This window comes from Allobosea sp. 05T433 (assembly GCF_056396065.1).
Genome location: NZ_JBFTKS010000019.1, coordinates 99,069 through 113,612 on the forward strand (window position 1 = coordinate 99,069; position 14,544 = coordinate 113,612).

9 protein-coding genes are annotated in these 14,544 nt (G+C 67.5%); 2 read left to right on the forward strand and 7 right to left on the reverse strand.

From position 1 onward, the window contains the following. Positions 1-39: 39 nt before the first annotated feature. Positions 40-1,152 (reverse strand): MarR family transcriptional regulator, encoded by a 1,113-nt coding sequence (locus tag AC1DGP_RS23530; RefSeq protein WP_476832583.1) that lies wholly within the window; start codon positions 1,150-1,152, stop codon positions 40-42. 208 nt (positions 1,153-1,360) lie between these two features. On the opposite strand from AC1DGP_RS23530, the gene AC1DGP_RS23535 reads away from it, so the two are divergent. Continuing rightward, entirely contained in the window at positions 1,361-4,495 is a 3,135-nt protein-coding gene (locus tag AC1DGP_RS23535) for an autotransporter outer membrane beta-barrel domain-containing protein (protein WP_476832584.1), read from the forward strand. Between the two features lie 209 nt (positions 4,496-4,704). Continuing rightward, a complete protein-coding gene (locus AC1DGP_RS23540; RefSeq protein WP_476832585.1) occupies positions 4,705-7,077 on the forward strand; it encodes a Tex family protein in 2,373 nt (790 codons plus the stop codon). Positions 7,078-7,128: 51 nt separating this feature from the next. Here the strand turns inward: AC1DGP_RS23540 and AC1DGP_RS23545 are convergent, their stop codons facing one another. From AC1DGP_RS23545 to AC1DGP_RS23570, 6 genes are all read right to left on the reverse strand, one after another. Further along, positions 7,129-7,371: a hypothetical protein gene (locus AC1DGP_RS23545; protein ID WP_476768696.1), complete on the reverse strand. Its 243-nt coding sequence runs from the start codon at positions 7,369-7,371 to the stop codon at positions 7,129-7,131. Positions 7,372-7,453: 82 nt separating this feature from the next. Beyond that, entirely contained in the window at positions 7,454-7,660 is a 207-nt protein-coding gene (locus tag AC1DGP_RS23550; RefSeq protein ID WP_476832586.1) for a hypothetical protein, read from the reverse strand. Positions 7,661-7,874: 214 nt separating this feature from the next. Next, entirely contained in the window at positions 7,875-8,207 is a 333-nt protein-coding gene (locus AC1DGP_RS23555) for a hypothetical protein (RefSeq protein WP_476832587.1), read from the reverse strand. Then, the gene (locus AC1DGP_RS23560) at positions 8,204-11,077 is read right to left on the reverse strand and encodes an NHLP bacteriocin export ABC transporter permease/ATPase subunit (RefSeq protein ID WP_476832588.1); all 2,874 of its coding nucleotides are present in this window, start codon (positions 11,075-11,077) and stop codon (positions 8,204-8,206) included. Before AC1DGP_RS23560 ends, AC1DGP_RS23555 begins: the two co-directional genes overlap by 4 nt. Beyond that, a complete protein-coding gene (locus AC1DGP_RS23565; RefSeq protein ID WP_476832589.1) occupies positions 11,067-13,247 on the reverse strand; it encodes an NHLP family bacteriocin export ABC transporter peptidase/permease/ATPase subunit in 2,181 nt (726 codons plus the stop codon). Before AC1DGP_RS23565 ends, AC1DGP_RS23560 begins: the two co-directional genes overlap by 11 nt. Beyond that, positions 13,244-14,494: an NHLP bacteriocin system secretion protein gene (locus tag AC1DGP_RS23570; protein WP_476832590.1), complete on the reverse strand. Its 1,251-nt coding sequence runs from the start codon at positions 14,492-14,494 to the stop codon at positions 13,244-13,246. The genes AC1DGP_RS23565 and AC1DGP_RS23570 overlap by 4 nt, the downstream gene beginning before the upstream one ends. Positions 14,495-14,544 lie beyond the last annotated feature (50 nt).

Genomic DNA, 14,544 nt, shown 5'->3' on the forward strand with positions numbered 1-14,544 from the left:
CGGTGGTCCATTACGATGACCGCAGGACCGGGAAAGCGACTATTCCGATAGTACCGGCTCCGATTGAAATCTGACCTGTTCTGCGAGCAGGCGATAATGGGCTATCTGCCCCGCAGACCAGGTTTCGAACTCCGACAGAAAATCAGGCGCGACCGCGACCGTGCGGCCGCCGTGATCGACTGAAAAGCAGCCGCGCCGCTCGGCCTCATTCAGGATATTGCCGATATGCTGGCGCGAGACGCGAAAGCGCTCCGCCAATCCGCCATAGGACAACGAAACAGGTGCGGCGGCACCGGCGCGGGCCGCGTAATGAGCACCCAGCACGGCCGATAGCACCGGATAGCCGCAATCCTGTTCGGCCAACCGGACAATCTTCGCGAAGGGCGCGAAGTAGACGTCTTCCTGAAGGAACATATCGTAGGAACGGCCGAGCCAGTCGGCCAGAGCGATGTCCTGGCTGCGCAGGTGAGCGGCGAACGGCCGTGGCGGCGGGGCGATTTGCTCCGAAGCTTCGAGAAATGCCAGGGGTGAGCGACCGATCTCCAGGAGGAGCGCCATCGCGGGCTGTAGCCGCACGGCGCGGCGATCCTGGGAGGCGCGGGTCGCGACGACATACCCGCCCAGCTTCAGCGCAGCGACGAGGGCGGCGACCTGCCGGGGGCTGGCGTGTGCAGACCGCTGAAGGGCGGAAATCGTCGGCAGTTCTCCTCCGCTCCGGCGCCAGCGGGCATCCTGGCCGATCAAGGCGAACGAGACGAGATAGCGCAGCTTCTGTCCGAAGAACTTGTCAGCCGGCCAGGCCATCTCCGGTGGCTGCATCATCGCGATGCAGTAGTTCTGCAACGCGTGGCCGAAGGCGGGCGAACGGATCAGCTCGACCGCATAGGACCATACGGGCTCCTGCGCATAGGCATCGACGGCGGGATGCAGATGGTCGGCGCGGCTGACCGGCCGAAAAGCGTCGCTCATGGCGGAATACCTGCAAAGTTTGGACTTTGCTATCTGTGTGGGGGCTGGAGTAATGCGATGTCCAGAGCCGATCGAGATCGACAGATAACGAGCTATGCGCCCTTCTGCTATCAATTCCTCGAAGCCGCCGACAAAGAACGGGCGTATATCATCAAGGCACCATGATGTCAGAAGCGGATACATCAATTTTTACAGGATTTATTGTTCAATCACTTTGTATATTGCCTTCTGTTTCCTTGGGTCCCATGCCGCAAATGGGCAGACCAATGGCAATGTGGGCGGCCTGGGCGAGGTTTCAACCAATAATCCCTATCCTTTCAGCACACTGACCTTCATTGGGACGGCTGGTCATATCCGTGCCTTGAACGACGTGAACCTGGGCAGCCAGGTGTTGACCGACGATGACTCGGTCGCCCGGCTGACGGCCGTCGCCGGTCGAACATTGTCTGTGTCGTTCGGCCGGTTCGGACGAAATTCGACCCTCTATCTCGGTTCAGCCACCGACACCGGAAACATCAACGTGACCGGCTGGACTGGATTCGGAGGCCTGGGTGCGCGGCTGGTCATCGAGGGGGGCAATGCCATCGCCGCCGGCCAAGATCGGCTTGGGCTCGCCGACTTCGGTCGATCATTCCGCTCGATCACCATCAACGATGGCGCAACGCTGCAGTTCTCAAGCTACGAAGCGACAATCAACCGTCTCGAAGGCGGTGGCGCAATCGGGATCGCTGCGGCGCTGACGATTGGCGGCGGGACGTTCTCTACGAGCATTACGGGCGCGTCGCGCTTGAGCTTTCAGGGAGACAGCATCTGGACTGGGGTCGGCGCCGGCATCGGCACGCTCGAGGTGCGATCCGGCGCGACGCTGACCACCAACAATCCCGGCGCCGTCGAAGCGAAGACGAACCTCCAGATCGATGGCACCTATCGGCTCAACTCGGCCCTTGCCGTGGACGGCTTGAGCGGGAGCGGCCTGATCGAGCTGGGGCTTGGGGCGCGGCTGAGCGCAGGTTCGCAGGACGCCAGCTCGACCTTCAGCGGGGTGATCTCGGGCAGCGGGGGCGGGCTGACCAAGGACGGCAGCGGCACGCTGACCCTGGCTGGCGCCAGCACCTATACCGGTGCGACAATCGTCAATGGCGGCACTTTGCAGATGGGCATCGGCAACGCTCTGCCCTCTTCGACAAACATCACGCTGAATGGCGGGACCTGGAGGCTCGCGGGCTACGATCAGGCCGTCGCCAGCCTGGCGGGAAATGCGGGGACGACCGTCGCGCTCGGCTCGGCCACGCTGACCCTCGGCGGTGGCTCGAATATCGGTTTCTTCGGCAATATCACCGGGACCGGCGGCCTGACAAAAGTCGGGGCGAACAGTCAGGACTTGTACGGCGTCAATTCCTATTCAGGCCCGACAACCGTATCGGGCGGCATGCTCCGCATTGCGCTCGGCGGCACACTGCTCAACTCCCGGCAGATCAACATCTCGGGCGGAGCGGCCTTCGACGCGGTCAGCAGCAATGCGCTTTCGCCGCAAGCCGTCGTCACCCTGAGCGGCGCGAATACGAGTTTCCGGATCAACGGCGACCAGAGCATTGGCGCGCTCAGCGGTACGGCAGGCGCGCAGGTGATCTTTGGTGCCGGACGCACTCTGACCGTCGGTGGCAACAATGCCAATAGCACCTTCGCTGGCAATGTCGGATCGGACGGCCATGGCAGCCTGATCAAGACCGGCACGGGCGGGTTCACGCTCTCGGGCGCGAGCAGCTACACCGGTTCGACCACAGTCGATGGCGGCACGCTGGTCGTGAACGGCTCGATCGCCGCTTCTTCCGGCGTGACGCTCAACGCCGGGGGCACGCTTGGCGGCTCGGGCACCGTCCCGGGCGTGACCGTCACCGGCGGCACGCTCTCGCCTGGCAACTCTCCGGGCACGCTGACGGTCTCCGGCAATCTCATGATGGACGCGGTCTCGACCTACCGTGCCGAGGTGCAGGGGCCGCTCGCCGACCGCATCAATGTCAGCGGCACGGCTGCGCTCGCCGGCACGCTGCAGATCGTGCCACTCGGCCAGACCTTCCGTTTCAACAGCCCCTACACCCTGCTCTCGGCAGCGGGCGGGCGGAGCGGCACCTTCGGCACCGTCGACACGACCGGCGCTTTCGGCGACGGCGTCACCACGACCGTGAGCTACACCGCCCAGGACGTGCAGTTGACCTTGACCCCGCGCCCGCTGACACCCGGCGGCTCAGGGGATCCCGGCTCGTCACCAGGCTCGCCACCCGGCTCTCCATCGGGCTCGCCTGCGCTCGGCGTGACCTCGCCGCGTAACGCCTATGCCGTCGCCGCCTCGATCGACAGGGCGGTGGCGAATGGGGGCGACGCCTCGCCGCTGTTCAACCTCTACAACCAGCCGGCGAGCGCGATTCCGGCCGTCGTCAACCAACTCTCGGGCGAGATCCATGCCAGCGTTCCGGCGCTCGGCTTCCAGGCGGCGAACGCGTTCCTCGGCACCATGCTCGACCCCAACGGCCGCGGCCGTCTGGCCGGTGCGGCGGGGGCGCCCGGCGGAGCGGCCGGCTTCACCGCCGGTCTGCCCTCGAAAGGAAGCGCCGCCGGGCCTGCCACCTTCGACCCGGCGCGCTTCTCGCTCTGGGGCGCTCCCTTTGGCTCGCGCGGACGCAATGATGGCGAGCGCCTTATCGGCTCGGCCAATCGCACGCTCGATGACGCGCATCTGGCGGTCGGCGCCGATGTCCTGCTGGCGCCGGGTACGGTCGCGGGTGTCGCGGTCGCCGCGGGCCAGGCGCGCGCCTCGCTGTCCGGCGGGCTCGGCAAGATCCACAGCGACGCCTTCCAGGCGGGGCTCTATGGCCTGACCAGGCTCGGCCCGGTCAACCTCGCCGCCGCCGGCGGCTATGCCAGACTGGACAACGACGTCCACCGCGCCGTGCCGGCGCTCGGCAATGCGCTGAGCTCCTCCTATGCCAGTACGGCCTGGAGCGGGCGGCTGCAGGCGACCGCGGCGCTGGCAAGCTGGAACGGCCTCACAATCTCGCCGCTGGCGGCCCTGCAGGCGGTGCATGTGCGCAGCCCCACCTTCACGGAAGGGGCCGGGTTCGCCGGCAATGCCGGTGCACTCAGTCCCTTCACGGAAGGGGCCGGGTTCGCCGGCAATGCCGGTGCACTCAGTGTCGCCAGGCGCAACGCTGTCACCAGCCGTTGGGAAGTCGGCTTCCAGCTCGACGGGCAGGCGATGGTCGGCGCAGTGCCGGTCACCGGCTTCGCGCGAGCCGCCTGGGCTCATTACGTCGAGCGCGATGCCAGCCTCGCCGCCAGCCTGATTGCGCTGCCGGGCGCGAGTTTCGCCGCCAGCGGGGCCCGGCCCGACCGCGACAGCGCCCTGATCGCCGCCGGCCTGGACGCAAAGTTCAACGAGCGTGTCTCGCTCGGCATCCGCCTCGACAGCGAGCTCTCCACCAACACCAGAAGCCTCGGCGGCACCGCACGGCTCGCCGTCAACTTCTGACGAGGGCGGATGCGGCGTCGTTGTCGGGCGGAGAACGCCGGTTCGCCTTCGGCGGACATTGCCTGTTTCGGGTGGGACCGTCGGCGCGGGGTGGAGGTGATCGAGAGCGGTGCTATGAAGGGGACATGCCCGGTGCGGATGCGATCACGCTGCATCGCCTCAGGCACCCAACCATCATCTCTGTTCCAGCAACGGTTCCAGTGTCCTGAATGTCCGACAACGCCGCAATCGCATCCCGCATCGCCGCCGAGATCGGCGCGCGCCTGCCGCAGGCAGCCGCCGCCATTGCACTGATCGACGAGGGGGCGACCATTCCCTTCATCGCGCGCTATCGCAAGGAGGCGACCGGGGGGCTGGACGACACCCAACTGCGCCTGCTCGGAGAACGGCTGATCTATCTGCGCGAACTCGAAGGTCGACGCGCCGCCATTCTCGGGGCCATTCGCCAGCAGGAGAAGCTCACGCCTGAACTCGAGGCCTCGATCTCTGCCGCCACGACCAAGGCGGAGCTGGAGGACATCTATCTTCCGTTCAAGCCCAAGCGCCGCAACAAGGCCGAGATTGCGCGTGAGCGCGGCCTGGGGCCACTCGCCGAGGCGATCCTGGCCAATCGCCGAGCTGTCCCGGCCGAGCTGGCGGCGGCCTATCTGGCCGACGACGTGCCTGACACCAAGAGCGCGCTGGACGGTGCCCGGGACATTCTGTCGGAGCAGTTCGCCCAGAATGCCGAACTGCTCGGTCGTTTGCGCGGCTACCTCCATCAAAGGGCCGAGTTGCGTGCGCGCGTGATCGCAGGGAAGGAGGAGGCGGGCGCCAAGTTCGCCGACTATTTCGATCACGTCGAGCGCTGGGCCAACGTGCCGAGCCACCGTGCGCTGGCCATGCTGCGGGGCCGGAACGAGGACATTCTGACGCTCGACATCGAGGTGGACAGGGATGATCCGCGCCCGGTCAAGCCGGTGATGCGCATGATCGCCGACACCTACGCGATCGGCGACAGGTTGCCGGGCGATGCCTGGCTGATGGAGGTCGTCGGCTGGACCTGGCGGGCGAAGCTGTCGCTTCACCTCTCGGTGGACCTGATGACCGATCTGCGGATGAAGGCCGAGGCCGAGGCGATCAATGTCTTCGCCCGCAACCTCAAGAATCTGCTTCTGGCCGCACCGGCCGGATCGCGGGCGACCATGGGTCTCGATCCCGGCATCCGGACCGGCGTGAAGGTGGCGGTGGTCGACGGCACCGGCAAGCTGCTTGCCACCACGACCGTCTATCCATTCCAGCCGCGGAACGATGTTCGCGGCACGCAGGCCGAGCTTGCGAGCCTCATCCGCAAGCATGGCGTGGAACTTGTCTCCATCGGCAACGGGACCGGCAGTCGCGAGACCGAGAAGCTGGTCGCGGAGCTGCTCGGCGATCTGCCGCCGCCCAAGCCGATCAAGGTGGTCGTCTCGGAGGCCGGCGCCTCGGTTTATTCCGCCTCGGAACAGGCCGCCGCCGAGTTCCCGGACCTCGACGTCACGCTGCGCGGCGCGGTTTCCATCGCAAGGCGCCTGCAGGACCCGTTGGCGGAGCTCGTCAAGATCGATCCGAAATCGATCGGCGTCGGCCAGTATCAGCACGATGTCGATCAGTATCATCTCGCCCGCGCGCTCGACGCCATGGTCGAGGATGCCGTGAACGCAGTCGGGGTCGACCTCAACACGGCCTCGGCCTCGCTGCTGGCGCGGGTATCGGGGCTCGGCGCTGCGCTCGCCGAAGCGATCGTCGCGCATCGCGATGTCAACGGACCGTTCGGTACGCGCCGCCAGTTGCTCGCCGTTGCCAGGCTCGGACCTCGGACCTTCGAGCAATGCGCCGGGTTCCTGCGCATCCGGGACGGATCAGAACCACTCGACGCCTCATCGGTGCATCCGGAGGCCTATGGCGTCGCCCGCAAGATCGTCGCCGCCTGCGGGCGCGACCTGCGCTCCCTGATGGGTGACAGCGCTGTGCTGTCCAGGCTCGATCCTCGCAGCTTCGTCGACGATCGCTTCGGCTTGCCGACTGTCCGCGACATCATCGCCGAGCTCGACAAGCCGGGCCGCGACCCACGTCCTGCCTTCAAGACCGCGGCCTTCGCTGATGGCATCGACGACATGAAGGACCTCGAAGTCGGGATGACGCTGGAGGGCACGGTGACGAATGTTGCCGCCTTCGGCGCCTTCGTCGACATCGGCGTCCATCAGGACGGGCTCGTCCATGTCTCGCAGCTTGCCGAGCGCTTCGTGAAGGACGCGCATGAGGTGGTGAAGGTCGGCGACGTCGTGAAGGTGCGTGTCTTGGAGATCGACATCAAGCGCAAGCGCATCTCGCTGTCCATGCGCAGCGACGCAGGCGGCGACAGCTCGAAGGGGCCGCGTGAGACCGCGCGCCAGGATGCGCGCGGCGGCCAGGGGGCTCGCGACGGCCAGGATGCCCGCGGCGGCAAGGACGCGCGCGACGGCAAGGGTAACCCGGGCCGGGGAGGGCCGGCGCGGACACCGCAGAAGGAAAGCCAGGGTGCCCTGGGTGCAGCCCTCATGGACGCGCTCAAGCGTCGATAAGGAAGCCGAACCGCCCCCCTTGGCCAAGCCGGCCAAGGGGGGCGACCGATCTCAGGGATGTGAAGATCGGTCTCTGGCACGGCAGCGCCACTCGACAGGGGAAATGATACCAACAAAGGCGCCGCCAGCGGCAGCCATATGATTGTCGGCGTCCGCTCCGAATTTGTGGCCAGCCAGAGCACTGCTCTCGATCGAGTGTCCGAGCCGCGCCAAGCCATCCACCACGTTGTAGCCGCCGTTGACGTCTTCCAGCGAGGCATCGTTCAGCGGAGCGTTATCGGGCTCTGTGCTCATCGGTCTGCTCCTTCCCGGGCCGGGCCCGTCATTGCGTTGAGAAAGGCCTATCGAGGCCTGCTTACGCCGCGTGTTCCCTGGATCACTTGTGCCTATTTGATCTTTCTTGGAGCGAATCCAGCGTGGCCTTGAACGGTTCGAAGAGTTTTCCGAACACCTTTCCCCAGCTGTCGATCGGATGCAGAATTGATAGATTCATTTTCTCTGCTCCCGTGACAGTCTCCAATTCGTCATCGGAGAGTTTCAGGTCTTTGCGATCTTCGCCGGTTTCAAGCTTTTCGTTGCCCATTGTCTTCTCCGTCGAGCTGTGGCTGCCTTGAGCCACGTGGGGTGGGATGTGCCAGACACCGCAGCAGCTCCCGCACGGTCATGACGCGGAGGCTTCAAATCACGGCGCCGGGCCAGGCCGGAACGCGGGCATCCTGCAGCGGGCTATCCGCGCGGCCTGATCTGATCAGGTTGATTCAATCTGATCGGATCAGGCTCCAAATTATTGATAGGGTTCAGGTTCTGCGGATGGCCGGGGCTTCGCAATTGCCGGCACGATCCCAGCGGATATAGCCGCCATTGCCGTCCGGGCGGACGGAGCTTCTGTTTTTGGTCGGCTTGAAGAAACCATGGGCGTCTCCGGGCACGGTCGTCACCCACATCGAAGCCTTGCCGCTATGGTCCCAATGCCCACCGGTTCCGGCGCCATGCACGTCGTCGAGCTCGGCCTCGTCGAGCTTGCGGTTGCTGCTGTCGATCTTGCTGTTCATATCGGGTCCCTCTGCGTTCGGATCGTCGGCGATGGTTCTGAACATTCCATAGTCGCGTTCGGGAGATGTCTGGTTCACGCGACCTGCCTGAGCGCCAGTTGGGCGAATACTCCGCCCCGCTCCAGAAGCTCGCGATAGCTTCCTTCCTCGGCGACCCGCCCTCCCTGCAGCACATAGATGCGGTCGGCGTTCTGGATGGTCGACAGGCGGTGCGCGATGACGACGCGGGTGGCGTCGAGCCATTCCAGCCCTTGGGAGACAATCTGCTGGGTCCGGTTGTCCAGCGCGCTGGTCGCTTCGTCGAAGAGCAGGATCCGCGGCCGGCGCACCACCGCACGCGCGATCAGCAGGCGCTGCCGCTGGCCGCCCGAGAGCAGCGTGCCGTCTTCGCCGACGAAGGTGTGCATGCGCATCGGCATGGCCCGGATGTCGGCGTCCAGTCCGGCGAGGCGCGCCGCCTCCCAGGCATCCGCCTCTTTCAGCGCGGCGCCGTTGAGGATATTGTCCAGGATGGTACCGCTCGTGGCGCGGCTCGACTGGAGCACGACGCCCATCTGCCGGCGCAGCGCACGCAGATCGAGGCTGCTCAACTCCTGGTCGTCGAAGAACACCGAGCCGCTCTCCGGCGTCTCGAAACCCAGCAGAATGCGGATCAGCGTCGACTTGCCGGAACCGGAGGTACCGACGATGCCGACGAACTCGCCGGGCCTGATCCTGATCGACACGCCGTCGAGAACGGCAGGGCCGTCGACGCGGTAGCGAAACACCACATCGTTGACCTCGATCCCGCCGCGCAGATCGTGCAGGGCGCCGCGCCGGCCGATGTTCTCGGGCGAGGCCGCGAGCAGCGGCGCGGCACGGCCATAGAGCGGCTTCAGGGACAACAAGGCGGGCMGCGCGCTTCCCAGCGACAGGGTCGCCGCCATGAACTGGCCATAGGCGGCGTTGAAGGCGACGAAGCGGCCGATGCCGATCTCGATCCCGCCGAGGCCGACGATCCCGATCAGCAGGGCGGCCGAGGCGATGCCAAAAGCCGTTCCGAAAGCGGAGAAGCCGGATGAAAGCGCGCCCTGCCGGAAGCCGAGGGCCCGCCGCGCGATGAAGAGCGGCGACCAGCGGGCGAAGGCCCGCGCCTCGGCGCCCGCGACCTTCAGCTTCGCGATGCCCTGGATCAGTTGCAGCGCCAGGGCCTGCAGCCGGCCTTCCGTTTCAAGAGCCCGCTGCTTCCAGGCGAGCATCCGCAGATTGACCCCCACCATCACGACGAGCTGGACGATGACGAGGCCGATCGCGACGAGGGCGAGGCGCCATTCGTAATAGAGAATCAGGGCGAGGCTGGAGACCGAGAAGACCGCCGAGAGCAGGGAGCTGACCGCCGTCCCGCTCACCGCGTCGCGCATCTGGTTGATCGCCGCGGCCCGCAAGGCGAGATCGCCCGCGGCGTGGTTTCGGAAAAAACCGGCCGGCAAGCGCAGGAGCCGGTCCCACACCGCTCCTTCGAGATCGGTGTTCAGGAGCGTGGCGAGCCGCAGCACCAGAAAGCCGCGCACGAGCTCAAAGACGATGCCGCCGAGCCCGAGCGCCGCGATGCCGGCCGTGAGTTGGAGCAGTTCGGGATACGAGGCCGCCGGAATCACCGTCTCGAACAGGATCTCGGTCGCCATCGGCGTCACGAGGCCGAGCAGACTCCCGGCCAGCCCGATGATCAGGATGGCCATCAGGGCGGGCCACGCGAGTGGCGCGGCGAAGCGCAGCAGCCCGCTTCCGTCGATCGCCGCGTCGGGGAGGCGGCGCTGGAGCACGTAGCCGTAGTCGGCGACGGCAGCCGCCGTCCCGGCATCGACGGGCCGGTCCCGGCCCGCCTCGCGGATGCGGTAGCCGCCTCGCCAACCCGTTCCGGCGATCAGCGCGGCCGGGCTGCCGTCCTCGCGCCGGAAGCCGAGAACCGATTGCCCGCCCCGGCGCCACCAACCCGGCTCCAGTCGGATGCGGCGTGTCCGCACGCCGGCCCAGGCGGCGAGGTCGGCGATCTGTCGCTCGATCGGCAGGCCGTCATCCTTGCCCGCCTCGGGCGACGGCGTGGAGGGCATGCTGACCGCCGTGGCCTCGGCGACGGTGCGGAAAGTCGACGCGAGCGAAGCGCCGTGCAGCACGCCGCCGGCGGCAGGAGCCAGAAGCGGCGCGACGCTCGAGGCCAGGACGGCGCGGTCGCGGACAACCTTGCTGGCGATGCGGGCGACCTCGTCGTCGTCCCGGTTCGCTTCCGCGAAGGCGAGTGCGCGGGTTATCCGCTCGTGATGTCCGAGCAGGGCGCGCGCGAGGCCGCCTTCCGCGGCCAAGGCCGCGCTCGTGCGGCAGCCGATCGCGGTGCTGCGTTCAGCGACGATTCCACCCGATGTCACCGGGACCGCGGGCATTCCGGGGAGAACCGGGCCGGCGCCCGGCAGATCGGTCAGAAGGGCTGCGTCGCCGGCTGCGGCCCAGAGCAGCCCTTGCGCCGGCCGCGCGACACAACCCGGTTCGAGCCTGCCTTCTCCATCGCCGAGCAGGACGGGGGTGCCCGTCAAAGGCTCGGCTGCAGCGCGGGCGGTGCGCTCGACCCAACTCTCTGCTGCTTCGATCGCGGCGGCCTCGCCGGCATCGAGGCTGGCCAGGAAGGGCTCGATCGCGAAGGCCGACAGCCGCGATCCCAGCGCGGGAAAGGCAAGGAGCCGCGCTTCCGCCGGAATCGGCGATAGAGCCGCTGTCAGGGAAAGCGGCAGGGCGATGTCGTGGGGACCGAGAGTAGCCAGGCGCCGGCGCCGTCCCGCCCGGCCGGGCCAGTCGAGATAGAGATCGGCCGAGCCAGCATCGACCCGCAGGCCGGCGGCCGAGACGGGCACGGCTCCGCTGGGATCGACGGGCGTCGTGCCGGAGGCGGCGAGCAGGTGAGGAGCTTCATGCAGCACGGATCAGTTCCCCATAGGTGCCCGGCTGGTGGTAGAGCGCCTCATGCGATCCGCGCTGGACGATCCGGCCTCGGTCGAGCACGAGAATCTCGTCGCAATCGCGGATGGCGCTGAGGCGGTGGGTGACCAGGATGATGGTGCAGCCGCGGCGTCGCAGATTGTCGAGGATCGCCGCTTCGGTCGCGGCATCGAGGGCGGAGGTCGCCTCGTCGAGCACGAGGATGCTCGGTTCCCCCACCAGCGCACGGGCGATCTCCAGGCGCTGGGCCTGGCCGCCCGACCAGTTACTGCCGCCCTCGCTGACCGGGGCATCGTAGCCGCCGGGGCGCGCCGCGATGGTGTCGTGCAGCCCGGCATCGCGGGCGGCCTCGACGATCGTCCGCTCGCTCACCCGCGGGTCCCAGAGTGTCAGGTTCTCGCGAACGGTGCCCTCCATCAGGACAACGGATTGCTCGACATAGGCGATCGAGGCGGCGCGGACGCCCGGCAGAATCCGGTCGGCCGGCTGCCCGTCGAAGGCGATCTCGCCCGCCCAGTGATCGGCCAGCCCGACTATCAGCCGCGCGATCGTGGATTTGCCGCTGCCGGAGGGGCCGACCAGGGCGATGCGCGCACCCGGCGCGACCGTCAGCGAAAAGCCTTCAACCAGCGGCGGATCGAGCGGGTTGTAGCCATAGGCGAGATCGGTGATCTCGACCGCGCCGGAGAGGCGGCGCGGCGCAGTCTCGGCCGCTTCCGCAAATGTCGGATCCAGGCGGCGGTCGAGCGGATAGCGCAGTACGTCGTCGACGCGCTCCATCGCCACCCGCAATTCGCGCATGCCCGAGGCGACGCCGACGAGCCCGCTCACCTGCGACAGGAAGCTCGACAGCACGGTCTGGAACGCCGCGAGCGTCCCGATCGTGATCAGCCCCTCCATGACGCGCCAGCCGCCGACGCCGAGGATCGCGGCCATCGTCAGCGCGCCGAGCGCGCGCGGGATCAGATCGAGGAGCTGGAGCGGCAATTGCGAGCGGTGCACCGCATTCATGGTGCGCGCCTGCGCATTGGCCCAGCGATTCAGGAAATCGTCCTCGGAGGCCGTCGCCTTCAAGGTCTCGATCGACTGGATGCCGCTGATGGAAAGGCTGCCGAGCGCCGCATATTCGCGCATGACGGTGCGGGCGGCATCCTCCTGTCGCCGCGCGACGAGACGGGCAAATACCGCGTTGAAGAGAGCGAGCGCCAACCCGATGCCGGCCAGCACCGGATCATAGACCGCCATGAGGGCGCCGTAGAACAGGGTCGCGAGCCCGGTCACCAGCATGGCCGAAACCTGGCTGCCGATCAGGTCGCAGGCCCGCTCCGTCGTCGCGAGCCGGCTCGCGATGTCGCCCGCATAGCGCTGGGCGAAGAAGCTCGGCGAGAGCCGCAGCAGGTGCCATGTCAGCTTCAGGCCCAGCGACACGCCGAGCTTCCATTGCAGGCGCGCGAGGAAATAGCCTTGCAGCCAGCTCAGCAGCCCGCCGAGAAGGGCCGCGCAGGCGAGGCCGAGCAGCAGCGGCCGCATCCAGTCCGTCAGATGGCGGACGAGGATGTCGTCGACGAAGACCTTCGTCGCCGCCGGAACGAAGATGCCGGGCACGAGGGCGGCGATGCCGGCCAAAACCAGGAAAACGACGGCGCCGCGCGAGGGCGCGAGCTGCTCGCGCACCGCGCCCCAGACATTCGTCCGCTCGCCTGAGGGCTGGAAATCGGGCCCCGGCGCCATCGTCAGCATCACGCCGGTGAAGGCGCTGTCGAATTCCTCATGCGTGACCGTGCGCGGGCCACTGGCGGGATCGTTGAGATAGACGACCTTGCGGCCGACCCCCTCCAGCACGACGAAATGGTTGAATTCCCAGAACAGGATCGCCGGCAGCGGTTTGCCGGCGAGCTTGTCCGGCTCTGTGCGCCAGCCCTCGGCCACCAGGTCGTAGCGGCGCGCCGCCTGCACCAGGTTCTTCGCCTTGCTGCCGTCGCGCGAGACGCCGCAGGCGACGCGCAGCTCCTCGAGCGGCACCCATTTGCCGTGATGGGCCAGGACCATGGCGAGACAGGCGGCGCCGCATTCGACGGCCTCCATCTGCAAGATGGTCGGGACCCGCTTGCGGCCGGTCTGCGGGAAGCGCACGGGAGGCACCTTGCTCATAGGCCGACGAACCGGCGCAGCGCCGGAATGAACAGGCTGATCGGCCGGCCCGACTTCACGGTCACCTGGCCTTCCAAGAGAGTGGTCGAGGCGAGTTCGATCTGCTCGCTGCGCTGGGAGGTCCAGGCGTAGCTGTCAGGGCCGCCGGAACCGGGATTGATCCGCACGACGAGCTGGAGCGGCGGCCCAGCCTTGGTGAAGAGGCGGGCGAGATCGGGGTTGCCGAGGCGATGGGTCAGCGCCGCCTCGTTCTCCGGGCTGTCGTCGACCTGGATGACCGTGCCGATCAGCGAGCCGTATTCCTCCTTCTTGGCGGTGGAAGGCGACAGGCGCACCTCCATGCCGAGCTTGACCTCCTTGCCGCTGTCGGCCGGCACGTAGAGCAGCGCGTCGAGCCGGGGCCCGCCCTGTTCGATCACCATCAGCTTCTGGCCGGCGCTGACCAGCGCATGGTCGCCGGCCTCGTTGGTGGTGATGGTGCCGTCGGAACGGGCCACGATGGTGGTCGCCAGGTTCTCGCTGAGATGGCTCTGGGCGCGCTGCCCCTCGGCGTCGCGCAACTGGCGATCGAGCGCCGCACGCTCCTGGTCGGTCTGGTGGCGCAGGGTCTGGAGCGAGGCGTCGAGCGATAACAGCTCCGTTCGCGCCCGGGAGATCGATTCGCGCGCGGCGAACAGCCTCTCGCGGGTTTCGATGATCCGGTCGGAGGGCATCAACCCCTTGGACAAGAGGGATTCGCGCTGACCGAGCAAGGTGTTGAGCGCGTCCACCCGGGATGCTCCAAGATCGATCGTCTCCTGCAGGGCCTCGCGCTTGCGCTGGGCCGCGATCGTCTCCTTGAGGATGCGGTCCTCGATCTGCGCAGCGAGCGCTACGCGTTGCGCCGTGAGCTGGGTGACGCGGCTATCGACATCGACGAGGCGGGCGGCGTCCTCGGGCGCGCTGAGCCGGGCGATCAGATCGCCCTTCTTCACCTTATCGCCGCGCTGACGATAGCTGTCGAGCCAGCCTGCCTTGGGAGCATAGACGCTGACGAAAGCGCCTCCCGCCGGGACGAGCAGGCCCTTGCCGCTGACGGTGGTGCGATAGCTGCCGAGGATCGACCAGCCGAGGCAGCCGGTCACGATCACCAGCGCCGTGCCCAGCGCCGCCCAGCCATGCGGAGAGGTGACGCGCACCATCTCGTCGAGCCGGTCGGGGCCCGCGAGATTGTCGAGTGCTTCTTTGCGGTAGAGAGCCGCCGTCATGTCGCATCGTCTCGGAACGAGGGGTCGTGCGGCCGCCGTCGCGAGGGCGG

Bases quoted from the DNA above. Each gene is read 5' to 3' on its own strand.
- AC1DGP_RS23545 (WP_476768696.1), bottom strand. From the start codon at position 7,371: ATGAGCACAGAGCCCGATAACGCTCCGCTGAACGATGCCTCGCTGGAA.
- AC1DGP_RS23550 (WP_476832586.1), bottom strand. From the start codon at position 7,660: ATGGGCAACGAAAAGCTTGAAACCGGCGAAGATCGCAAAGACCTGAAA.
- AC1DGP_RS23540 (WP_476832585.1), top strand. From the start codon at position 4,705: ATGTCCGACAACGCCGCAATCGCATCCCGCATCGCCGCCGAGATCGGC.
- AC1DGP_RS23570 (WP_476832590.1), bottom strand. From the start codon at position 14,494: ATGACGGCGGCTCTCTACCGCAAAGAAGCACTCGACAATCTCGCGGGC.
- AC1DGP_RS23530 (WP_476832583.1), bottom strand. From the start codon at position 1,152: ATGTATCCGCTTCTGACATCATGGTGCCTTGATGATATACGCCCGTTC.
- AC1DGP_RS23565 (WP_476832589.1), bottom strand. From the start codon at position 13,247: ATGAGCAAGGTGCCTCCCGTGCGCTTCCCGCAGACCGGCCGCAAGCGG.